The 23681-nt window shown below is 53.0% G+C and carries 22 protein-coding genes; 18 read left to right on the forward strand and 4 right to left on the reverse strand.

All coding sequences use genetic code 11. The features are described 5' to 3' along the window. Positions 1-4 precede the first annotated feature (4 nt). The 8 genes from B5G27_RS12250 (at position 5) to B5G27_RS12285 (ending at position 7119) form a co-directional block, all read left to right on the forward strand. A complete protein-coding gene (locus B5G27_RS12250; RefSeq protein WP_087179153.1) occupies positions 5-277 on the forward strand; it encodes an acylphosphatase in 273 nt (90 codons plus the stop codon). A gap of 85 nt (positions 278-362) precedes the next feature. Next, positions 363-1154 (forward strand): pyrroline-5-carboxylate reductase, encoded by a 792-nt coding sequence (gene proC, locus B5G27_RS12255; protein WP_087179231.1) that lies wholly within the window; start codon positions 363-365, stop codon positions 1152-1154. Between the two features lie 15 nt (positions 1155-1169). Further along, positions 1170-1865 (forward strand): anaerobic ribonucleoside-triphosphate reductase activating protein, encoded by a 696-nt coding sequence (locus B5G27_RS12260; protein ID WP_087179154.1) that lies wholly within the window; start codon positions 1170-1172, stop codon positions 1863-1865. Positions 1866-2010: 145 nt separating this feature from the next. Beyond that, positions 2011-4380, forward strand: coding sequence for a ribonucleoside triphosphate reductase (locus tag B5G27_RS12265; RefSeq protein ID WP_087179155.1), 2370 nt, complete (start codon positions 2011-2013; stop codon positions 4378-4380). Between the two features lie 5 nt (positions 4381-4385). Continuing rightward, entirely contained in the window at positions 4386-5291 is a 906-nt protein-coding gene (gene trxB, locus B5G27_RS12270; RefSeq protein WP_087179156.1) for a thioredoxin-disulfide reductase, read from the forward strand. Between the two features lie 41 nt (positions 5292-5332). Beyond that, complete coding sequence (locus tag B5G27_RS12275; protein WP_330399064.1) at positions 5333-6004, forward strand: Crp/Fnr family transcriptional regulator; 672 nt, start codon at positions 5333-5335, stop codon at positions 6002-6004. Between the two features lie 164 nt (positions 6005-6168). Next, entirely contained in the window at positions 6169-6477 is a 309-nt protein-coding gene (trxA, locus tag B5G27_RS12280) for a thioredoxin (RefSeq protein ID WP_087179157.1), read from the forward strand. Positions 6478-6507: 30 nt separating this feature from the next. Continuing rightward, on the forward strand, positions 6508-7119 hold the full coding sequence (locus B5G27_RS12285; RefSeq protein WP_087179158.1) for a uridine kinase family protein: 612 nt from the start codon (positions 6508-6510) through the stop codon (positions 7117-7119). Here B5G27_RS12285 and B5G27_RS12290 read toward each other — a convergent pair. The 4 genes from B5G27_RS12290 to B5G27_RS12305 all read right to left on the reverse strand — a co-directional run bounded on the left by B5G27_RS12290 (position 7116) and on the right by B5G27_RS12305 (position 11934). Continuing rightward, entirely contained in the window at positions 7116-7928 is an 813-nt protein-coding gene (locus B5G27_RS12290; RefSeq protein WP_087179159.1) for a Cof-type HAD-IIB family hydrolase, read from the reverse strand. The genes B5G27_RS12285 and B5G27_RS12290 overlap by 4 nt on opposite strands. Before the next feature lie 19 nt (positions 7929-7947). After that, the gene (locus tag B5G27_RS12295) at positions 7948-9327 is read right to left on the reverse strand and encodes a UDP-N-acetylmuramoyl-tripeptide--D-alanyl-D-alanine ligase (protein ID WP_087179160.1); all 1380 of its coding nucleotides are present in this window, start codon (positions 9325-9327) and stop codon (positions 7948-7950) included. Continuing rightward, the gene (locus tag B5G27_RS12300) at positions 9324-10379 is read right to left on the reverse strand and encodes a D-alanine--D-alanine ligase family protein (protein WP_087179161.1); all 1056 of its coding nucleotides are present in this window, start codon (positions 10377-10379) and stop codon (positions 9324-9326) included. The genes B5G27_RS12295 and B5G27_RS12300 overlap by 4 nt, the downstream gene beginning before the upstream one ends. Before the next feature lie 106 nt (positions 10380-10485). Then, positions 10486-11934 carry a nicotinate phosphoribosyltransferase gene (locus B5G27_RS12305; protein WP_087179162.1) on the reverse strand — a complete coding sequence of 483 codons (1449 nt, stop codon included), beginning with the start codon at positions 11932-11934 and terminating at the stop codon, positions 10486-10488. A gap of 257 nt (positions 11935-12191) precedes the next feature. Between B5G27_RS12305 and rhaM the strand changes: the two genes are divergently transcribed. From rhaM to sigF, 10 genes are all read left to right on the forward strand, one after another. Beyond that, entirely contained in the window at positions 12192-12506 is a 315-nt protein-coding gene (rhaM, locus tag B5G27_RS12310) for an L-rhamnose mutarotase (protein WP_087179163.1), read from the forward strand. A 179-nt stretch (positions 12507-12685) separates the two neighbouring features. Then, on the forward strand, positions 12686-13450 hold the full coding sequence (locus B5G27_RS12315; RefSeq protein ID WP_143449717.1) for a glucosaminidase domain-containing protein: 765 nt from the start codon (positions 12686-12688) through the stop codon (positions 13448-13450). Between the two features lie 734 nt (positions 13451-14184). After that, positions 14185-16833, forward strand: coding sequence for a valine--tRNA ligase (locus B5G27_RS12325; RefSeq protein WP_087179165.1), 2649 nt, complete (start codon positions 14185-14187; stop codon positions 16831-16833). 123 nt (positions 16834-16956) lie between these two features. Continuing rightward, positions 16957-19176: an LTA synthase family protein gene (locus B5G27_RS12330; protein WP_087179166.1), complete on the forward strand. Its 2220-nt coding sequence runs from the start codon at positions 16957-16959 to the stop codon at positions 19174-19176. Beyond that, positions 19173-20456 carry a bifunctional folylpolyglutamate synthase/dihydrofolate synthase gene (locus tag B5G27_RS12335; RefSeq protein WP_087179167.1) on the forward strand — a complete coding sequence of 428 codons (1284 nt, stop codon included), beginning with the start codon at positions 19173-19175 and terminating at the stop codon, positions 20454-20456. Before B5G27_RS12330 ends, B5G27_RS12335 begins: the two co-directional genes overlap by 4 nt. Beyond that, positions 20457-20591, forward strand: coding sequence for a hypothetical protein (locus B5G27_RS16660; protein WP_275533047.1), 135 nt, complete (start codon positions 20457-20459; stop codon positions 20589-20591). Between the two features lie 69 nt (positions 20592-20660). Further along, positions 20661-21980 carry a tetratricopeptide repeat protein gene (locus B5G27_RS12340; protein ID WP_087179168.1) on the forward strand — a complete coding sequence of 440 codons (1320 nt, stop codon included), beginning with the start codon at positions 20661-20663 and terminating at the stop codon, positions 21978-21980. Positions 21981-22132: 152 nt separating this feature from the next. Beyond that, positions 22133-22447, forward strand: coding sequence for an STAS domain-containing protein (locus B5G27_RS12345; protein WP_087179169.1), 315 nt, complete (start codon positions 22133-22135; stop codon positions 22445-22447). Further along, the gene (spoIIAB, locus tag B5G27_RS12350; protein WP_087179170.1) at positions 22444-22899 is read left to right on the forward strand and encodes an anti-sigma F factor; all 456 of its coding nucleotides are present in this window, start codon (positions 22444-22446) and stop codon (positions 22897-22899) included. The genes B5G27_RS12345 and spoIIAB overlap by 4 nt, the downstream gene beginning before the upstream one ends. After that, positions 22878-23594, forward strand: coding sequence for an RNA polymerase sporulation sigma factor SigF (sigF, locus tag B5G27_RS12355; RefSeq protein ID WP_087179171.1), 717 nt, complete (start codon positions 22878-22880; stop codon positions 23592-23594). The genes spoIIAB and sigF overlap by 22 nt, the downstream gene beginning before the upstream one ends. Positions 23595-23681: the final 87 nt, after the last annotated feature.

The raw sequence follows: 23681 nt of genomic DNA on the forward strand, positions 1-23681 counted from the left end.
GCATATGTCGGAAGTGAGAAAACATATCGTATTTTACGGGCGGGTCCAGGGAGTGGGCTTCCGCTACACAGCTAAATATCTCACCAGGTCACTGGGGCTGACCGGCTGGGTGCGCAATGACCCGGACGGGACTGTGACCATGGAAGTCCAGGGGAGAGAAGCATTGATCAATAAGCTGCTCGTAGGGCTTAACGGTGGGCATTTCATTTCCATCGAATGGATGGACACAAAAGAGATCCCGCTGGAGGAAGAGCGGGAGTTTGTTGTAAAAATGTGAATTGTCTGAAAACTTGGGTAAAAGGGGTCTGACCCCTTTTGGTAGAATCGTCAGAAAATTTAGAAAACAGGAGGATATGATCATGATGAAATTAGGTTTTATCGGAACAGGAAACATGGCTGGGGCTATTATGGGAGGGATCATCAAAAAAGGGATCTTCCGCCCGGAGGAGATCATAGGAGCGGACATTTCTGAGGAAGGACGCCGGAAAACGAAGGAGGCTTACGGGATTGAGGTTACGGATGACAACAGAAAGGCAGCGGATGCGGAGGTGCTGATCCTGTCAGTGAAGCCGCAGTTTTATGCGGATGCGATCGCAGAGATCAAGGACTGCATAAAAGATGACCAGCTTGTGATCACTATCGCTCCGGGGAAAACTTTGTCGTGGCTGGAGGCGCAGTTTGGGAAAAAAGTAAAGATAGTGCGCACGATGCCGAATACACCGGCTCTGGTGGGAGAAGGGATGACAGCGGCGTGTGTGAACCAGTATGTGACAGAGGAAGAAAAGGAATATGCGCTCCGGATCCTGTCTTCATTCGGGAAAGTGGAGCTTGTGCCTGAACATCTCATTGACGCTGTGGTAGCAGTCAGTGGCAGCGCGCCGGCCTATGTATTTATGTTTATTGAAGCAATGGCTGATGCAGCCGTGGCGGAGGGGATGCCCAGGGCACAGGCGTATGCATTTGCCGCGCAGGCTGTTTACGGCAGTGCAAAGATGGTATTAGAGACCGGGAAGCATCCGGGAGAACTCAAGGATATGGTATGCTCACCGGCAGGGACGACGATCGAGGCGGTCAGGGTACTGGAGGAAAAAGGATTCAGAAGCGCGGTCATAGAAGCGATGCGTGCCTGCGCGGATGTATCCAGGAGTCTGTAAACAGGGAGTGGGATCATGGATATTCAGGGCCTTCAGAAAGTAACTCTTTTAGATTTCCCGGGCAGGGTGGCCTGCACGGTTTTCCTTGCGGGATGCAATTTCCGCTGCCCGTTCTGCCATAACGCATCCCTTGTAACACATGTGGATCCGGACAGGAATATCCCGGAAGAAGAGATCCTGTCATTCCTGAAAAAGCGCAGAGGCGTTCTCGACGGGGTATGCATTACCGGGGGTGAACCCCTGCTCGCTCCGGGGCTTGACAGATTGATCCGTGAGATAAAAGATCTGGGGTATGAGGTGAAGCTCGATACCAACGGAAGTAATGCGGAGCGGCTGAAAACCCTGGCCGGGTCAGGAATGATAGATTATGTGGCAATGGATATAAAAAACGCTCCGGGAAAGTACGGGATGACGATCGGGATAGACGGTTATGATATGTCAAATATCTTTAAAAGCGTGGATTATCTTATGTCCGGGTCAGTGCCGTTTGAATTCCGCACGACAGTGGTCAGGGAGTTCCATAAAAGAGAGGACTTTGAAGAGATCGGGCGCTGGCTGAAAGGAGCACCTGCATATTATCTCCAAGGGTTCGTGGATTCAGGGGATGTGATACGTCCAGGGCTGCGTGCATATACAAAAGAGATCATGGAACAGGCCCTTGGGATCGTGAAAAAATATATCCCGGCAGCAGGACTGCGGGGAGTGGATTGAAAAACACAACACCAATATCTAGAATGAGATGAAAAGTTAAAATACTAGATATTGGTGTTTTTCCTTGCGTTCCTATCCGCAAGGTGATAGAATGGATTCAGACACCTGCTGGACGGACGATCGGATAAAGGAAGGGGATAGGACGATGTATCAGGTCAAAAAAAGAGACGGAAAGATCGCAGAATTTAATCTGGCAAAGATAGGGGAAGCTATCAGAAAAGCTTTTGAAGCCCAGGAGAAAAATTATAACCAGGATATCATAGATATGCTGGCGCTGAAAGTGACAGCAGCATTTGAGCCAAAGATCAAAGACGGGCTTGTCTCAGTGGAAGATATCCAGGACAGCGTGGAGTCTGTCCTGATCCAGGCGGGATATGATGATGTGGCGAAAGGATATATCCTGTACAGGAAGCAGAGAGAAAAGATCCGCAACCTGAATTCCACTCTTCTGGATTATAAAGAGCTTGTGGACGGATATGTCAAAGTTACGGACTGGCGCGTAAAGGAGAATTCTACAGTGACGTACTCTGTGGGAGGGCTGATCCTGAGCAACTCCGGCGCGATCACGGCGAATTACTGGCTTTCCGAGATTTATGATGAAGAGATCGGCAGAGCCCATAAGAATGCGGATATCCATATCCACGACCTGTCCATGCTCACAGGCTACTGCGCGGGCTGGTCATTAAAACAGCTCATCCAGGAAGGGCTGGGCGGTATCCCGGGAAGGATCACATCCGCCCCGGCGAAGCATCTGAGCGTGCTCTGCAACCAGATGGTGAATTTCCTCGGGATCATGCAGAATGAGTGGGCAGGCGCCCAGGCATTCTCATCATTTGACACGTATCTGGCGCCGTTTGTCAGGACGGATCACCTGACTTACCCGGAGGTGAAAAAATGCGTGGAATCATTTGTCTATGGCGTGAATATCCCGTCGCGCTGGGGGACCCAGGCGCCGTTTACCAATATCACGCTGGACTGGACTGTGCCGGACGACCTGAAAAATCTCCCTGCCATCGTGGGCGGCAAGGAGATGGATTTTACTTACGGAGACTGTAAAGAAGAGATGGATATGGTCAACCGCGCGTTCATTGAGACAATGATCGAGGGGGATGCAGAGGGGCGCGGATTCCAGTACCCGATCCCGACTTATTCCATTACCAGGGATTTTGACTGGTCTGAGACAGAGAACAATAAACTGCTTTTTGAGATGACGGCAAAATACGGCACTCCGTATTTTTCGAATTATATCAACAGCGACATGGAGCCCAGCGACGTGCGCAGTATGTGCTGCCGTCTCCGCCTTGACCTGCGCGAGCTGCGCAAGAAATCAGGCGGCTTCTTCGGGAGCGGGGAGAGCACGGGATCCGTGGGCGTCGTGACCATCAATATGCCGAGGATCGCATACCTGTCAGAAAATAAGGAAGAATTTTATAAGAGGCTGGACCGCCTGATGGATCTTTCTGCAAGATCACTGCATATTAAGAGGACAGTGATCACAAAACTGCTGAATGAGGGGCTGTATCCTTATACAAAGAGATATCTGGGCACATTTGAGAATCATTTCTCAACGATCGGGCTCATAGGCATGAATGAGGCATGCCTCAACGCGAAATGGCTCCGCCAGGACCTGACCCATGAGGAGGCGCAGGAATTTACAAAAGAAGTCCTGAACCATATGAGAGAGCGCCTTTCGGACTATCAGGAGGAGTACGGAGACCTCTACAATCTGGAGGCGACTCCGGCAGAGTCCACGACCTACCGCCTGGCGAAACACGATGTGGAGCAATTCCCGGATATCATTACCGCGGCGGAGAAAAACGGGACGCCTTATTACACGAACAGCTCCCATCTCCCGGTCGGCTATACGGACGATGTGTTCGAGGCCCTGGATATCCAGGACGAACTCCAGACATTATATACATCAGGGACCGTATTCCATACGTTCCTCGGAGAGAAGCTGCCTGACTGGAAGTCTGCCGCATCTCTTGTGAGAAAGATCGCGGAGAATTATAAACTCCCGTACTACACGATGTCGCCGACTTACTCGATCTGTAAGAACCATGGGTACCTCTCGGGCGAGCAGTTCAAGTGCCCGTACTGCGGCGAGGAAGCGGAAGTATACAGCAGGATCACAGGATACTACCGTCCGGTAAAGAACTGGAATGACGGAAAGACGCAGGAGTTTAAGGAGAGGAAAGTATACGATATCACAAATTCCCATATGCGTCCCAGGACTCAGGCAGCGGCTGAGGAGGCGGAGAAAGCTGCGGTGGATGACAGTGAGACAAAGACACTGCTGTTTACGACCAAGACATGTCCGAACTGCCGGGTGGCGACAAGTTCTCTCGAGAAGGCGAATATCCCGTATGAGCTGATCGATGCGGAAGAGAACATGGAGCTTGTGGAGAAATACGGGGTCATGCAGGCGCCGACGCTGATCGTCGTAAAAGACGGGAAGGTCACGAAACTGGCGAATGCATCTAATATAAAAAATTATGCAGAAAAGGAAGGCTGAAAGATATGTACGATATTGGGATCATCGGCGGCGGGACCGCCGGGATGACAGCTGCCATTTACGGGCAGCGCGCAGGCAAAAAGACGATCATCATTGAGGGCGGTGTGTTCGGGGGACAGATCACATCGTCCCCGAATGTGGAAAATTATCCGGGGATCGCAAGTGTGAGCGGCAGTGAATTCTCGATGAACCTGCTGGACCAGGCTGTGAAGCTGGGCGCGGAGACCGCCATGGAGCAGGTCACGGGCATCCGCGATGAGGGCAGCGTCAAGGTGATCGAGACCGCCGGAAAAGAATATCCGTGCCGCAGCGTCATCCTGGCGACCGGGGTGACACACAGGCATCTTGGCGTCCCCAATGAAGAAAGGCTGACAGGCGCGGGTGTGTCCTACTGTGCGACCTGCGACGGGATGTTCTTCCGCGGCAGGGATGTGGCAGTGGTAGGCGGAGGGAGCACCGCGCTCCAGGATGCGGAATTCCTGTCCAATTACTGCCGGAAAGTCTATCTGATCCACCGCAGGGATGAGTTCCGCGGTGAGGACAGTATAGTAAAGCGGCTCGAAAGTAAAGAAAATGTAGAGTTTATCCTGAGCGCAACGGTCAGGGATATCATAGGCGACCAGGCGGTGGAGCGCCTGATCGTAAACAGTAAGAAGACAGGAAAAGAATTTAAGCTGGATGTGTCCGGGGTATTTATCGCTGTGGGACAGATCCCGAAGAATGAGATCTTTGCGGATGTAGTGAAGCTGGATGCGGACGGATTTATCCTGGCTGCGGAGGACTGTATCACATCCCGCCCGGGGATATTCGCCGCGGGAGACTGCCGTACAAAAGAAGTAAGGCAGCTCACAACAGCAGCCGCTGACGGCGCTGTGGCGGCGCTGGCAGCGTGCAGATACATCGCGGGATAAATCCTGTAGAATGACTTTTTTACTGTTGGATAAGCGAGGATATGATGGACGGAAATTTGGAGCAGATGTTTAAAAAGGCATTCCCCTTTTGGGAAGATCTCACGGAGAAACAGAGAGGCGATGTACAGGCAAATACAGTGAGGAATCTGTGCCCCAGGAAAACGAGCCTCCATTTCGGAGGCGGCGAATGCGCCGGGGTCCAGATCATCGCGCAGGGAAGAGCGCGCGTGTTTATCACATCCCCGGGCGGCGGCGATATCACCCTGTTCCGGCTGCTGGAGGGGGATGTGAGCATCTTAAGCGCGGCGTGCATGCTGAACGGTATGGACATCGAGCTGGATATGGAGATGGAGACAGACTGTGTCATATATACGATACCGAAAAAGATCTACCGGAAGCTGTATGATGAGAGCAGTGCGGTGAAAGAATATACGATGGAGATGATATCGGAGAAGTTTTCGGATATTATGTGGCTTTTTAATCAGTTCGTATTTTCCAATGTGGCGTCCCGGGTCGCGGGAGCTCTCCTGGAGCACCGGGGGATCACAGGGGAAGATGTGCTGAATATCACTCACGATGTGCTGGCAAGGGACGCGGGCACTGCGAGAGAAGTGGTGACGCGTATTTTAAAGCAGTTCCAGAATGACGGTCTCGTGAAGCTGACGAGAGGGAAGATCGAAGTGCTGGACGCGTCAGGGCTTGGGAAGATATGAGGGGATGCAGAGCTCGTTGGACAAAGAATAAGAAGACAGATACTGTCAGGGGCTGTTATCCGCTAAAGTGTGACTTTGTCACTGAAAAAGCAAAAGAATGTGATAGAATAAAGGCATAACAAAGAAAAAAACAAATAGAAATGATCTTGAAGGAGGATATAAACATGGCAGTTGTAAAGTTGACAGGAGCGAATTTTGAGCAGGAAGTAATGCAGGCTGACCAGCCGGTGCTGGTGGACTTCTACGCAGACTGGTGCGGACCGTGCAAGATGATGGGACCGGTCGTGGAGGAGATCGCGGGAGAAGAAGCAGGAGTGAAAGTCTGCAAGATCAATATCGATGAAGAGATGGGACTGGCTCAGAGATTCGGCGTGATGAGTATTCCTACTTTTATCGCATTCAAGAATGGGGAGATCGCAGGAAAACAGATCGGGGCAGTGCCGAAGAACGCGCTCCTGGATCTGGTGAAATAGGATCACGCGATAGTATCGGAAGTGAAAACAGTGCAAGTGAGAACAACTGATGTATTCAGACTTGTTGAAGAAGAGCTGGAAAAGTATGTCTCTGGCTATGTCTCTGGCAGCACGGGCGGCAAAAAACTGCCGGTGCTCCTGGCGATCGACGGGCGCTGCGGCAGCGGAAAGACAACTCTTGCAGGGATGATCGCACAGCGGTACAGGGCGGAAGTGATCCACATGGATGATTTTTTCCTGCAGAAGGACCAGAGGACGCCGGAGAGGCTGGCAGAGCCGGGCGGAAATGTGGACCGGGAGCGGTTCCGTCAGGAAGTGATCCTTCCGATCCTGGAAGGGAAGGAAAAATTTGAATATCAGCGGTATGACTGCTCCAGGCAGGAGCTCGGAGAAACCGTGCATATCGCAAAGAGCCCCCTCATTGTCATAGAGGGGGCTTACAGCTGTCATCCGTATTTTGGGGATGTCTATGATATCAGGATATTTATGGACGTGGATCCGGCGGAGCAGCGGCGGAGGATATTATCAAGAAACGGCCCGGAGATGCTGCCCCGGTTTGTCAGTGAGTGGATCCCAATGGAAGAGCTGTATTTTAAAACATTTCGGATAAAAGAAAAATGCAGTATCTGCCTGACCGTCTAATCGCGCATGAACAGGTTGACCACATGGAGGATGCCGTCCTCATCGTTGGAGCGGGTGATAAAGTCAGCGGATTCTTTGATGACCGGCTGGGCGTTTTCCATTGCCACACCGAGTCCCGCGTATTCGATCATGGACAGGTCATTGTACCCGTCCCCGCAGCAGATCATGGAATCCGCGGTCAGTCCGATGCTGTTCAGGAGCTTCTGGAGAGACTGCGCCTTGTCGATATTTCTCGGCATGATCTCCAGGAAGAACGGCTCAGAGCGGTAGATGTTCAAAAGCCCGTGGTATTTCTCCCGGAGCGGGTCCATCAGTGTCTCCAGGACCTCAGGCTCGCCTGCCACGAGGAGCTTGTTCACGGGAAAGCTTAAGAATTCCGGGAAGTCTTCCACGGAGATGATCTCCATGCTGTTGATGCCGGACTCGATCTCTACGTATCGGTTCGGCCGGATGCCGGAGATGATCTGGGTGTCAGTGTAGGAGATGATGTCCAGTCCGGGGAATGTCTTTACATATTCATATACCGGGCGGATGATCTCCCGGGGGACTGTACGGTTGTAAATGATCTCTCCGGTCGAGCATTTTGTGATGCGCGCTCCGTTAAAGGAGAGCATATATCCGCCGAAGCGGTCCATCCGGAGAGCTTTGGCCAGTGGGGCGACTCCGTTGATCGGGCGGCCGCTGGCCAGGACAACAATCTTTCCTGCTTCCTGGATCTCGATCAGAGCCTGTCTCGTGGGCTCTGTGATCTCTTTTTTCGAATTTGTGAGCGTACCGTCCAGATCCAGTACGAGAACCTGATATTTCATGGGTATCTATCCTTTCCTGTTAGTGCTGGAGCCAGTCTACGATCCTGGAAAAATCCATTGCATGCGATGCTTTTACCAGGATGGTATCGCGCTCTTTCAGAAGGCTGTCCGCCTGGCCGAAAAATTCCTCCTTTGAAGCATAGTGAACGACTTCCATGGGAAGTCCTTTTTTCTGCGCGGTCTCCTCTGCTCCCCGTGCAGTGTCCGCAGAGAGGCTGCCGATGCATACAAGGACATCGATCCCCGCGTCTGCGGCATGGGCGCCTGTGTCATAGTGCATTTTTTCGGAATGCTCACCCAGCTCAAACATATCGCCCAGAATGGCTACGGTCCTGGTGTCCGCGCAGGAAAGTACATCCAGAGATGCCTTTACGGAAGCAGGATTTGCATTGTAGCAGTCGTCGATCACAGTGTACTTCCCGGTTTCGATCAGGTTGCTGCGGCCCTGGATGGGCACATTTGCCTCGATGCCCCGGGCGATCTGCTCATCGGACATGCCGAATGCGTAACCCACTGCGATCCCGGCAAGAGCATTGGATACCATATGGCTGCCGGGGATATTGATATGCGCCTGGAAACGGGACTTGGGTGTGATGAACTCCGCATCCGTTCCTTTCAGCCCGCGGCTTGCGATATGGTCTGCGTGGAACGGACAGGAGGGATCCAGCCCGAAATAGACCGGCGTTATCCCGTTTTGAGGAGTAAACTCCCGGAGCTTGTCATCGTCCCCGTTCAGTATGATCGTGCCGTTGGGGTTCATATAGTCAAACATCTCTGTCTTTGCCTTCAGGATGCCGGCGCGGGAGCCCAGGTTTTCCAGGTGCGCCACGCCGATATTGGTGAGGACGCAGATGTCCGGGCGGGCGATCTTCGCAAGGCGGGTCATTTCCCCGAACCCGCTGATCCCCATCTCGAGCACCGCGATCTCATGCTCTTCCCTGAGATTGAATACGGTCAGGGGAAGCCCGATCTCATTATTAAAGTTTCCCTCTGTTTTCAGGACATTGTATTTCTGGCTGAGCACGGAGGCGATCATTTCTTTTGTGCTCGTCTTTCCGACGCTTCCGGAGATCCCGACTACCTTGATGTCCAGGGAACGGCGGTAGTGCTCCGCGATGTCCTTTAACGCCTGCGTGCAGGAGACAACCTGGATATACGGGTAGGGCGCATCGCCCAGATCCTGCTCGGACACGGAGCAGAGCGCCCCGTTTTCCATTACCTGGGGAATAAAAGTATGGCCGTCCACCCGTGCGCCTTTTATCGCGATGAAAAGGCTGTCCTTTTCCACTTTCCTGCTGTCAATGACCACGCTGCTGACTTCCCGGGAAGCAAGCCCGGGGCTGCCGTGGTATGTCCCGCCGCAGGCGGCAGCGATTTCCTGTAATGACATGTGTTTCATGAATATCTTGCCTCCAGTGATTTTTTGATGATGAGTTCGCACAGATCCCCGTATTCAATGCCTATCGCCTTTGCTTCTTTTGGGAGAAGGCTCGCGGCGGTCATTCCCGGGAGTGTGTTCATCTCCAGGCAGTACAGGTTCCCTTTTTCATCCAGAAGGAAATCCGCACGGCTGTATACATTGAGTTTCAATGCGTGGAATGCGCGGACAGTCAGGTCGCGCATCCGCCGGTCTGTCTCTTCCGGGATATCGGCGGGGCATACTTCCAGTGTCGCGTCCGCCTGATATTTGTTCGCGTAATCAAAGAAACCGGTCTTCGGGATGATCTCGATCGGGGGAAGCGCCTCTCCGTCAATGACTCCGCAGGCGAATTCCCTTCCTTTGATATATTCCTCGATGACAACTTCATCCTCATAGCGGAAGGATTTTTCAAGAGCTTCCTTATACTCGGATTCTGTATTTACGATATATACGCCGATGCTGGATCCGCCGGAGCAGGGTTTTATCACGACCGGGAAGTCGAGTCCCAGAGAGCTGACTGAGCGGTCTGCTGCGTTTTTGTGCAGGCATGCGCCTGCCGGGGTGTCGATGCCGGACTGGAGGAATACCTGTTTGGTAAAGCCTTTGTCCATTGCCACCGCGCAGCCCAGTGAGTCGGGGCCTGTGTAACGGATGCCAAGCAGGTCAAAGGTTGCCTGGAGTTTCCCATTCTCCCCCTCGCCGCCGTGAAGGCCGAGGAAGGTAATATCCGCCAGGCGGCAGAGCTCGATGACATTTGGCCCCAGGAAGCAGTCAGACTGATCCGGGCGGGAAGCTTTTACCGCCGCCAGATCCGGCTCGGCTGTCCCGATATTGCCCGCGATCTCCAGCCCGTGGCCGGGAAGGGTAAATACGTCTTCCAGATTTTCCGGCGCATTTTCCAGTCCGAGGAAAACATCCAGGAGGAACGCGTCATGCCCTTTTTCTATGAGGGTCCTGCATATTCCTGCTGCGGACGCCAGGGAGACGTCCCGCTCTGTGCTTAATCCGCCTGCAAGTACGATGATTTTCATGATGATTGATACTCCTTGATCTGTTTTATTTTTATATTTATAGTTTTAAGCGCTGAGAACCGGCACTGGGATCCAGTGCCGGATCATAAGTCTGGTCATATGCTGGTCATACATTGACGCTGTTGAGAAGTTCTGCTTTTGTATTGTACAGCTTTTGGGACAGGTCCACATATACTTTGTGCGGATTGAAGAGACGTTTTGTCTCGTCCCAGAGCGTTTCCTTTTCCTGCCGGCAGAATTCGGCGATCTCTTTTACTGTGGGGGACTGATATTTGCATTCCCCTCTGATGAAGATCGGTTTCAGGATTTCCTTCATTGTATAGGTCCCGCCCGCGAGCCTTGTTTTCTTCCAGGTCGCATTCGGGTCAAAGAGGAGCAGGTCCTTTGAGGTATCGTATTCCTCGCCGACAAAGCAGATCAGGTCCGCGCGCATCTTGCCGGTCTCTTTGTCATAGATCCGGTAGATCGTTTTGTTCCCGGGGTTCGTGATCTTCTCGATGTTCTCGGAGATCTTGATCTTCGGCACGAATTCGCCGTTCTCATCCTGGATCGCCGCCAGCTTATACACTCCGCCGAAGGACGGGCAGTCTTTGGAAGTGATGAGGTTCGTGCCCACGCCCCAGGAAGTGATCTGCGCGCCCTGGATCTTCAGGTCATTGATGAGGAATTCGTCCAGGTCGTTGGAAGCCGCGATGACTGCGTCCGTGAAACCGGCGTCATCCAGCATCTTTCTCGCCTTTTTGGACAGATATGCCAGATCGCCGGAATCCAGGCGGATCCCGTAGCTCTTTGGATGGATGCCCGCATCGCGCATTTCCTGAAATACACGGATCGCATTGGGCACTCCGGATTTCAGCGTGTCGTATGTGTCCACGAGGAGGGTGCACGCATCCGGATACAGACGGGCATATTCTTTGAATGCGGTATATTCATCTTTAAAGCTCATGATCCAGCTGTGGGCGTGAGTCCCCAGGACCGGCACGTCAAACAGTTCTCCCGCGAGCACATTGGATGTGCCGACACATCCGCCGATCATTGCCGCGCGCGCGCCGTACAGACCTGCGTCCGGTCCCTGTGCGCGCCGGAGCCCAAACTCCATGACGCCATTTCCCTGTGCTGCGTGGACGACGCGGGAGGCCTTCGTGGCGATCAGGCACTGGTGGTTGATGATCGTCAGGATCGCGGTCTCCACGAGCTGCGCCTCCATGATCGGCGCGACTACTTTGATCAGCGGTTCGCGGGGGAAGATGACGCTCCCCTCGGGGATCGCATAGATATCCCCGCTGAAGTGGAATCCGCTCAGGTAATGGAGGAAATCTTCGCTGAAGATCCCGAGCCCGCGCAGATAATCCACATCCTCATAAGAAAAGTTCAGATTCTTGATATACTCTATGACCTGTTCCAGACCGGCCATGATGGAATAACCGCCTTTGTTCGGATTTTCTCTGAAAAACATATCAAAGATAACGGTTTCGTTTTCCTGTGTCTCGAAATAACCCTGCATCATGGTCAGTTCGTAGAGATCAGTCAGCAGAGTAAGATTCTGTGAACTCATAGTATTTTCCCTCTTTTCATTCGTCACGGCGCCGCGCAGACGGCGGCTGGGTTGTGATTTTCTTTTCGATTATAGCACAAGTCTTAAAAAAGTAAAATGTGGGATCGGATTTTTTGGGCGGTTTTAGTCTGTTCTTTCCATGTTTTTTTCTGTGCGGACATGCTATGATATACGAGGGATCGGACTGTGCGGGGCATAGTTTTGCCTGGAACGCGGTTCCGCAGGATGATCGAACATTAAGACAGGAGGCAGCAGCAATGGTAAGAAAAGGATTTAAGATGAAACTTTACCCGGGCATGGAGGCAGAGTATGAGAAGCGTCACAATGAACTGTGGCCGGAGATGCAGGATATGATCCATGAGTATGGCGGAAGGAATTATACGATCTTCCTTGACAGGGAGACACTGGTGCTCTACGGGTATATTGAAGTGGAGGATCCGGCAAAATGGGACGAGAGCGCGGATACAGCCATCAACCGTAAGTGGTGGGATTTCATGGCTGACATCATGGATACAAACCCGGACAACAGCCCTGTTTCCGTGGACCTGCATGAGGTATTCCATCTGGACTGAGAAAAACTGGGAATGATATTAAAAACGAGGCGCTCCACACACGGTTACATCCGGCGTGGGGCGCTTTGCTGATGAGATCTGCTATGACAGTGGCTTGAAAAGTTCTGATCGTACTTTTCATTGGACAGGGGCATATCTGATATATGGCAGGAATAGAATATCCCAGGAGGACAGTGCGTATGGACTGGAATGATAAGAGACTCAGATTATATATAGAAGCGGGACTGGCTGTTCTTCTCGTGCTGACACTGGCGCTCGACGGCGCTTCGGGGCGCCTGTCTGCCTCTGCGGACGACAGCGGCAGGCGGGCAGAAGCAGTCTCCGGGCAGGAGAACAGCACTCAGGCGGAGCAGGGTTCCAGTCAGGCAGAAGCGGAAGCGGGGAACGCAGGGACAGCGGAGGAAACGATCGCGGAGGGGCAGTATCCGATCATGGGCGAGAGTCCGGTGACAGTCCAGGAGATGGTGGATTACTTCAATTCCTCAGGGAAAGAATATCCCTCAGACCAGCTCTCAAAGGGAGGCGCGGATTCCATAGAGACGTTCTGCCAGATGTATTATGAGGAGGCGTCGGCGGAAGGTGTGCGGCCGGAGGTCGCCTTCGCGCAGACCATGAAGGAGACGGGATTCCTCCAGTACGGGGGAGATGCAAGTATCGAGCAGTTTAATTTCGCGGGGCTCGGGACGACCGGCGGCGGAGTGCCGGGGAACTCATATCCGGACGTACGGACCGGGATACGCGCCCAGATCCAGCACCTGAAGGCATACGCTACGTCTGATCCGCTGGCGCAGGAATGTGTGGACGACCGGTATGAATATGTGAAAAAAGGCGCCGCGCCCTATGTGGAATGGCTGGGGCAGCAGGAAAACCCGGAAGGGCTCGGATGGGCGACCGGGGATAATTATGGGTATGACATCGTAAATATGATAAAAGATATGATGTGAGGTAACAGTTCAGCCATCGGGCTGCCCGGGAGAGAAAATCATGCTCGCATGCTTTTTCGCCCGCACAGCCTGATGCCTGAACTGTTCTTAAGATTTTCTAAATATCTTGACAAATCATTATCTTGCGGATATAGTAGTTGATAGTTAATTTCCAGTTAACAACTTTGTAAAATTTAGGAGGAGAACAGAGGGCGTATGACAGGCCTGATGTTCTGTTCCGCTCAGAAAGTAAAAGGTGCAGACGAAGAGGAGTACATCACTGCTTCCGGCAGAGAGGGCTGTCCGCAGCTGCGCGCTCTGTGGATCTTATGGATACGAAGAAGAAAGAGCGCCGGCAGGGCTGAAAGGCAGCCTCGGTACAGGGTGATGGAAGGTAGCTTTTGAACCGGACAGCTGAAGAGCGTTTCCCGCAGCCGGGATAAGGCGCGGGCGCGGGTAGGTTATCCCGGAGTGGTCCACGTTACAGGACTTAAGAGATATATTTCATCGGGATATCCAGAGACAGGAGCCTGCGGGTGTGCGGAAGGAAATATATGAAATAAGGTGGTACCGCGGAGTTTTCGCCCTTTACATGATGTAAGGGGCGTTTTTTAATGCATGTGTGAAAATTCCGTGAACACAATGCCTGCCGCCGGATGCTTCCGGCAGGAGATATATAAGATATATATGGACAGCTGTATATGGGCGGGCTGACGTGATAAAAATTATGAGGGAGAGCAAGGAGAGGAAGGATTATGGGAAAAGAACTGGCAAAGACATATGATCCCAAACAGATCGAAGAAAAACTGTACGAAAAATGGTGTGAGAACAAATACTTCCACGCTGAGGTGGACCGGAGCAGAAAGCCGTTCACAACGGTGATGCCGCCTCCGAATATTACAGGAAAGCTGCACATGGGCCATGCCCTGGACAATACGCTGCAGGACATCCTGATCCGCTACAAGAGGATGGAAGGATATAACGCACTGTGGATCCCGGGGACGGACCACGCGGCGATCTCCACAGAGGTCAAGGTGACAAACCAGCTCAAAGAGGAAGGCATTGACAAGAAAGAATTAGGCCGCGAGGGCTTCCTGAAAAGGACGTGGCAGTGGAAGGAAGAGTACGCGGGCACGATCGAGAACCAGTTAAAGAAGCTGGGGATTTCCTGCGACTGGGACAGAGAGCGCTTTACTATGGACGAGGGATGCTCCAAAGCCGTGGAGGAAGTGTTCATCAATTTATATAAGAAGGGATACATTTATAAAGGGTCCAGGATCATCAACTGGTGCCCCATATGCAAGACTTCTCTCTCAGACGCGGAAGTAGAGCACGAGGAGCAGGAAGGACATTTCTGGCACATCAAATATCCGATCGTGGGCACGGACCGGTTCCTCGAGATCGCGACCACACGTCCGGAGACCATGCTCGGGGATACTGCTATCGCGGTGCACCCGGACGATGAGAGATACCAGGATATCATCGGGAAAAATGTGATCCTGCCGCTCGTGGGGCGCGAGATCCCGATCGTGGCGGATTACTATGTGGACAAAGAGTTCGGTACAGGAGCAGTGAAGATCACTCCTGCGCATGACCCGAATGACTTTGAAGTGGGTAAGCGGCATAATCTGCCTGAGATCAATATCATGAACGACGACGCCACCATCAATGAGAATGGCGGGAAATATGCGGGCATGGACCGCTATGAGGCGAGAAAGGCCATCGTGCAGGAACTGGACGAGCAGGGATATCTCGTAAAAGTCGTTCCGCACACACATGCCGTGGGAACCCATGACCGCTGCGGCACGACTGTGGAGCCGCTGATCAAACAGCAGTGGTTCGTGAAGATGGAAGAACTGGCAAAACCTGCCATCAACGCGCTGAAGACAGGCGAGCTGAAATTTGTGCCGGAGCGTTTTGACAAGATCTATCTGCACTGGCTGGAAAATATCAAGGACTGGTGTATCTCCAGGCAGATCTGGTGGGGACACCGCATCCCGGCATATTACTGCGACGAGTGCGGCGAGTTCGTCGTGGACAGGCATGCGCCGGAGAAATGCCCGCACTGCGGGTGCACACATTTTACCCAGGACGAGGATACGCTGGATACATGGTTCTCCTCCGCGCTCTGGCCGTTCTCTACGCTTGGCTGGCCGGAGAAGACAGAGGATCTGGACTACTTCTACCCGACAGATGTGCTTGTGACAGGGTATGACATTATTTTCTTCTGGGTGATCCGCATGGTATTTTCCGGATATGAGCACACCGGGAAATCTCCGTTCCACACCGTCCTCATCCACGGACTGGTGAGAGACTCTCTCGGAAGGAAGATGAGCAAGTCTTTAGGGAACGGGATCGATCCGCTGGAGATCATCGACAAGTACGGCGCAGACGCCCTGAGGCTGACCCTTGTCACAGGAAACGCGCCTGGAAACGACATGCGTTTCTATAATGAGCGCGTGGAGGCAAGCCGGAATTTTGCAAACAAGGTATGGAACGCGTCACGCTTCATCCTTATGAATATGAAGGAAAATGTGGTGGAGGAGCCGGACAGCGCCCTGCTGACGCCGGCGGACCGCTGGATCCTGTCCAGGGTCAACACTCTTGCAAAAGACGTGACGGAAAACATGGACAAGTTTGAGCTGGGCATTGCCGTGCAGAAGGTTTATGACTTCATCTGGGATGAGTTCTGCGACTGGTATGTTGAGCTTGCGAAATACAGGATCTATCACGCGGAAGAGGACAGGGCAGCAGCGGACTGTGTGCTCTGGGTGCTGAAAACTGTGCTGGGACAGGCGCTGAAGCTCCTGCACCCGTTCATGCCGTTTATCACAGAGGAAATCTACAGCGCCCTTGTGCCGGAGGAGGAATCTCTGATGATGTCCCGCTGGCCGGAATACAGGGACGAGTGGAGCTTCCCGGCAGATGAGAATGTGATGGAGCATGTGAAGGCTGTCGTAAAGGGAATCCGAAATATCCGCTCAGAGATGGATGTGCCGAACAGCCGGAAGACAAAAGTATATATTGTCTGCGAAGATGAGGCTCTCAGCAAAGGCATGGAGGCAGTAAAAGTATCAGCTCAGCCTCTGATGATGGCAGGGGAGATCCTGATCCAGAAGACAAAAGACGGTGTTGCGGACAACGCGGTGTCTGTCGTTGTGCCGGATGCGGTCGTCTGTCTGCCGCTTGAAGACCTTGTGGACTTCGAGCAGGAGATAGAGAGGCTGAAAAAAGAGGAAGACAGGCTGAACAGGGAGATTAAAAGAGCACAGGGCATGCTGGCGAACGAAAAGTTCGTGAGCAAGGCGCCTGAGGCAAAAGTCCAGGAGGAGAGGGCGAAGCTGGAGAAATATACCCAGATGCTCGCCCAGGTGAAAGAACGTATGGAAGGGCTTGGAAAATAACTGTGTGAACGCAGGCGCGGCGGAAGCGCGCCGCACAGAGGCAGGCCCCGACGGAGGATAGGATAAACCGGTCTGTGTACGGCAGGCCGGTTCCACTGTATCAAGAAAGGAAAGAAGCCGCACATGAAACGGATCCATATAAAGAAGCCGGATATCAGAGGATTTTTTACCAAGGTCAGGAATCTGAAAAAGGAAGATATCAAACGACATTTTAAAGAGAAGAAGGAGCGCAGGCAGCATATCCTGGAACAGCGCCGCAACAGCAGGTTTGCGAAAAAGATGCAGCCTGTCTATAAGTGGATGAACCGGCTGTCCCTTCCGCTGCAGTTCCTTCTTGCCTGTGTGGTCAATTTCCTGATCGAGGTGATATCCAGGCTTTCCTTTTTCGAGGCATGGGACTACCTGGTGGGGACGCCCCTTGTATTTCTTTACAATGCATTTATGATATTCGCCACGTTTTCGATCGTATATCTGGTGCGGCGGAGAGTATTTGCCAGGATCCTGATCAGTGTATTCTGGATCTTCCTGGGGATCTGCAACGGGTATCTGCTCACGAAGAGGGTGACCCCGTTTAACGCGCAGGACTTAAAGGTGCTCTCAGACGCCCTGGAGCTGACCGGGAATTACTTTAACACGTTTGAGCTTGTTATGATCATCATCGGTGTGGTTGCTCTTGTTTTCTGGGTCGTTTCCATGTGGCGCAGGGGCGGGCAGTTCCAGGGGAAAATGCACAGGATCATTGCCCTGGGCGGTGTGGCAGTCTCCTTTGGGGCCTGCCTGGTGCTGACGAATGTGGCGATCGACAAGCGCGTGATCTCCAATTATTTCGGGAATATCGCATTCGCATATGAAGATTATGGATTCCCGTACTGCTTTTCCGCCAGTCTTTTTAATACCGGAATCAATAAGCCGGCGGGATACAGTGAGCAGACAATGGACGAGATCAGTGATCACGGAGAGCTGACGAAAAATGAGACCGGACGCTCGGCTGAGGAGCTGCCGAATATCATGTTCGTGCAGCTTGAGTCATTCTTTGACCCCACGGAAGTGGAGTGGCTGCGCTTTTCCGAGGACCCGATCCCGAACCTGAGGAAGCTGTTCAGCGAGTATTCCTCGGGGTACTTCAAGGTGCCGTCCGTGGGCGCGGGGACAGCGAATACAGAGTTCGAGGTGCTCACAGGGATGAGTATGCGTTTCTTCGGGCCGGGAGAGTACCCGTATAAGACATACGGAAAGACAAAGACGCTGGAGAGCGCGGCGTCCGCACTGACTGCCCTCGGATACGGGGCAGAGGCTCTCCACAATAACGGAGGCAACTTTTACAGCCGCGCCCAGGTGTTTAACCACATGGGATTCGACCATTATACGAGCAAGGAATTTATGAACATCCTTCAGACAACGCCGAAAGGATGGGCCACAGATGACATCCTTGTGCCGAATATCATGGAGTCCATGGACACCACGGAAGGGCAGGATTTTGTCTTTACGATCACTGTGGAAGGACATGGAGAGTATCCCACAGAGAAGACGCTGGAGAACCCGGAGATCATCGTGAGCGGCGTGGAAGATGAGGGAGAGCGCAATGCGTGGGAATACTATGTGAACCTGATGCATGAGACGGATAAATTTGTCAAAGAGCTGATCGACGCCGTTGAGGCGAGGAATGAGCCGACTGTGCTCGTGTTCTACGGGGACCACCTTCCGACGATGAACCTGGAGGCAAAGGACTTAAAGAGCAAGTACCTGTACAATACGAATTACGTGATCTGGGATAATATCGGCCTGGAAAAGAAGGACGGAAACTATGCGGCGTACCAGATCATGGCAGAGGTGTTTGACCGCCTGGATATCCATTCGGGAACCGTGTTCAATTATCACCAGGAACGCCGCCAGACAAAGAATTACCTGGCGGACCTGGAGCTCCTTCAGTATGATATCATGTACGGGGAGCAGTATGTTTACAAAGAGAGCGGGGAGCCGGTAACGGAAGGACATATGGTCATGGGCGTCAAAGACGCGGTGATCTCGGAAGTCGTAAAACAGTGGGACGGGTCATTCAGCATCTACGGCGATAATTTCACGAAGCAGAGCAAGGTTTATATAAACGGCGAGAAGCAGACCACAAAGTTCCTGAACAATACGAGGCTGGACCTGAAAGAATCTCAGCTGAACGACGGCGATACGGTCATGGTGGCGCAGGTCGGGTCGAGCAATACGATATTCAGGACTTCGAAAACTTACGAATACAATGGAGGCGTCCTGACGGAGGTGCCGGAGGACGAGAATGCTCCGGAGAACGGCCGCCAGGCATTCGTCAAACAGGAAGAAGAACAGGAAGAATGACATACCAAGAGGCAGTAAATTATATACTGGAGATCCCGAAATTCACAAAGAAAAATGACAGAGAGCACACCAGGGCTTTTCTCAGATATCTTGGGGACCCGCAGGAGCACATGAAGGTGCTCCATGTGGCGGGGACGAACGGGAAAGGCTCTGTGTGCGCGTATCTTGACGGAATGCTCCGTTCGGAGGGAAAACGGACGGGGCTTTTTACGTCCCCGCATCTGGTGAAGATGAACGAGCGTATCGTGACCGGCGGGGAGCAGATCAGTGACGCGCAGTTCTGCGCTGTGTTCGAAAAGACGCGGAAGGCAGTAGAGAGTATGGAGGCGCAGGGGCTTGCCCATCCTACGTTTTTTGAATTTCTGTTCGGCATGGCGCTTGCGGCATTTGCGGAAGCGGGGACAGAGTATGCGGTCATTGAGACCGGGCTGGGCGGCAGGCTTGACGCCACCAGCGCGGTGGAAGACCCTGCTGTGTGTGTGATCACGTCTATTGGCCTTGACCATATGGAATACCTGGGGCATACGCTGGGCGAGATCGCCGGGGAGAAGGCGGGGATCATCCGCCCCGGCGTCCCGGTGTTCTATGCGCAGACCGCGGAGGAAAGCGACAGCGTGATCGCGCGGACCGCGGAGGAACGCGGGAGTTTCTGTAAAAAAATCGGGAAAGATGCGTACGAAATCCTGGGAATCCGGGACAAACATATTGCATTTTCCTGTTCCAGTGCTTATTATGGTAATACCACGTGGAAATTGAACAATACCGGCATCTATCAGCCCGGCAATGCCATGCTGGCGCTGGAAGTGATGCGGTATCTTTTCGGGGAAAACGGGCATCCAGAGCGCTGGAGAGCGGTCCTGGCGGACCTGAAATGGGCGGGGCGCATGGAAGAAGTCCTGCCGGATGTATATGTGGACGGGGCGCATAATATCAGCGCTGTGGAGGCATTTACTGAGAGTGTGCCCGGAGACGGAAGGGAAAATATCATACTGTTTTCCGCTGTGCAGGAGAAAGATTATGAGAAGATGGCTGAGTGCCTCTGCCGGAAGAAGACGGCAGCGCTCTACGTGGTCACCCATATTGACGACAGCCGGGGAGCGGCGGCGCAAAGGCTGGCAGACATTTTCAGGAAATATACGGAACAGCCGGTCATAGTGAAGGAGTCTGTGAAAGAGGCGCTCGCGTACGCACTGGATATACAGGGCGGGCGCAGGATCTACTGCCTCGGCTCCCTCTATCTGGCGGGGATGATAAAGGGATTGGTTCAGGAGGAGAGATAAATGCTGGATTTTGAAGAAGAATTAAAGAAGTTCAAGCCGAGCCTTGAAGTCGAAGAGATCGAGGATGCGGTCTATCAGGAAGACCTGTCGGATGTGACAGACCTTCTGAAACAGATCATGGACCAGAAGAAATAGATACACAGACGCGGCGGACCGGCGGGGTCCGGCCTGCGGCAACAGTTCAGAAAGATAGCGGGGATATAAATGGATTACATGAAGAAGATCGTATACCACTCGAATTACTGGTATAACGATGGACTGCGGAAGGCAAAGATGCGCGACATGTCAGGGGCGGTCGCGTCGCTTAGGCGCAGCCTGCAGTTCAACAGGGAGAATATCGCGGCGAGAAATCTGCTGGGGCTTGTCTATTACGGGATCGGGGAGGTGCCGGAAGCCCTTGTGGAATGGATCATCAGCAAAAATTTAAAGGCAAGGGACAACATCGCGGACTATTACATCAAAAATGTACAGGCTTCCGCAAAGGAGCTGGAGACGATCAACCTTGCGATCCGAAAATATAACCAGTGCCTGGCATACTGCCAGCAGAACGGGGAAGATCTGGCGGTCATCCAGCTCAAGCAGGTCATATCCGCCCATCCGTCTTTTCTGAAGGCGTATCAGCTCCTGGCGCTGATCTACCTGCATACGGAGCAGTACCCGCATGCAAGGCAGGTCCTTCGGACCGCGCGGAAACTGGATGCGACCAATGACATCACGCTGCGCTACATGCACGAGCTGGTACAGCAGAAGGGAAGGCGCAGACGGGAGAAGAAAAAGGACGACGCGGTTGAATACAGCCTGGGCAATGAGACCATCATACAGCCGAAGCATTCCCGGATCAGGGAGATGGCAGGGCAGCTTGCGGTGGCGAATATTTTTATCGGAGCTGCGATCGGCGCGGCGGTCATCTGGTTCCTCGTCGCACCGGCGGTGGGGCAGTCCAGGGCTGACCGGATGAATGACCAGATGAGGGAATACAGCGAGGAGATCAAATCGCTGGAAGCCCAGGTCAGCGCGCAGACAAGGACGCTGGATAATTACCGGGCTTCCGGGGAAAATGCGGAGGACGCCGCGCAGCAGACCCAGACTACGCGCGACAGCTACGAATCCCTTCTGACAGCGCAGGATCAGTATGATTCCCCGGAGTATGGGGATGCGGACGTCGCGGGGACTCTGCTCAATGTCAGCAGGGACTCTCTCGGGGCGAATGCGCAGGCGGTTTACGATGAACTGTCCGCCGCGGTCTTTCCGGGGGCGTGTGAGACCTATTTTGCCACAGGCAGCGAAGCGCTGAGCTCCGGGGACTATCAGGGAGCAGTGGACGCACTGTCCAGGGTCGTGCGGATGGACGAAGGATATAACAGCGGGCAGGCTCTGTTTAACCTGGCACAGGCATACCAGGGCAGCGGGGACAATGCCAATGCAGCTACATATTACCAGAGAGTCGTGGAAGGTTACGCGGACTCTGAATACGCGGCAGAGGCGCAGACCAATCTGGAAGCGGTCAGCCAGGCTGCACAGTGAAGCGGCAGGATAAAAAGAAAATTGAAAGAAAATTACGAAAGAAAAGGATGTGCGAAGGAGCGCATCCTTTTTTTGCACGTACAATTCGAACAATTTGAGCAAAAGGGGTCAGACCCCTTCTGGGAAGGAGCTGCCCCATGAGGAGGAGTAGCATGAAATATCAGGTGCAGGAGAACTGCCTTACCATCTATCTGCCCCGCGAAGTGGACCACCACAACGCGGAGGAGATCCGGCGGGAGGCAGATGCGGTAATTGACCGGAACCACATTAAGTATGTGATCTTTGATTTTGAGAAGACAGACTTTATGGACAGTTCCGGGATAGGGGTGATCATGGGAAGATATAAGACGATCTGCCTGATCGGAGGAGAGGTCTGGGCAGTCCACGCGAACGCGAGGATAAAGAAGATACTGACGCTTTCAGGCGTAACAAAAATAATGCAGATATATGAGGAGGATGCGGTATGAAAAATACAAATGAAATGGAGATCCGGTTTGAGAGCAGGTCAGCAAACGAGGGTTTTGCGAGAGTGGCGGTGGCGTCATTCCTAACCCAGCTCAACCCTACTGTGGAGGAGGTGGCGGACGTCAAGACCGCTGTGTCAGAGGCGGTGACCAACGCGATCATCCACGGGTACGAAAATGAGATCAACAAAGTATATATCCGATGCCGTATCGAGGAGAATGTGTTTACTGTTGAGGTGTGCGATAAAGGCAGGGGCATCGAAAATGTGGAGGAGGCGATGCAGCCCATGTATACGACAAAGCCGGAGCAGGACCGGTCCGGCATGGGTTTTTCCTTTATGGAAGCCTTTATGGACAGCCTGGAGGTAGAGTCAGAGCCCGGCAGGGGGACAAGGGTGAGGATGAAGAAGGCTATCGGAAAAGGAAGGGAACTATGGACCACACGATCGCTTTGATACAGAGATCACACGCCGGGGATAAAGAAGCGAGAGAACAGCTTGTGGAAGAAAACGTAGGGCTCGTCTGGTGTGTCGTGAAACGTTTTTACGGCAGAGGAACAGAGGCGGAAGATTTATTCCAGATCGGGAGCATCGGGCTTCTGAAGGCGATCGACAAATTTGACGTGTCCTATGATGTGAAATTTTCTACGTACGCAGTGCCTATGATCTCCGGGGAGATCAAGCGATTCCTCAGGGACGACGGCATGATCAAGGTGAGCCGGTCGCTGAAAGAGCTGGCCTATAAGAGCTTTCAGGCAAGAGAGCGCCTGAATGTAAAACTGGGAAGGGAACCCGACCTGGAGGAACTATCCGAAGAGCTGGGAGTGGAAAAGGAGGAACTCGTGCAGGCGATGGAAGCAGGCGGAGAGATCGAGTCTTTGTACCGCCCGATCCACCAGAAGGAAGGGAGCGAGATCCGCCTTCTGGATAAGATCGAAGAAAAGGAGAGGCGGGAGGATAAGCTCCTCGATCTCATGGTGTTAAAGCAGCTCCTTGAGTCTCTGGAAGCCCAGGAAAGGCAGCTGATCTACCTGCGGTATTTTGCCGACAAGACACAGTCCGAGGTGGGAAAGATGATGGGGATCTCACAGGTGCAGGTATCCCGGATGGAGAAAAGGATCCTGCAGGACCTGAGACAGAAGGGATCTTAGCCTGTCTGGCACCGGATACGGCCGGAAAAGACGGCTGTATAACGAATAAAATCCCCCAAAAACCGGATACTATACCTGACGGTATCA

The organism is Lachnoclostridium sp. An76, assembly GCF_002161355.1.
Lineage (GTDB): Bacteria > Bacillota > Clostridia > Lachnospirales > Lachnospiraceae > Mediterraneibacter > Mediterraneibacter caccavium.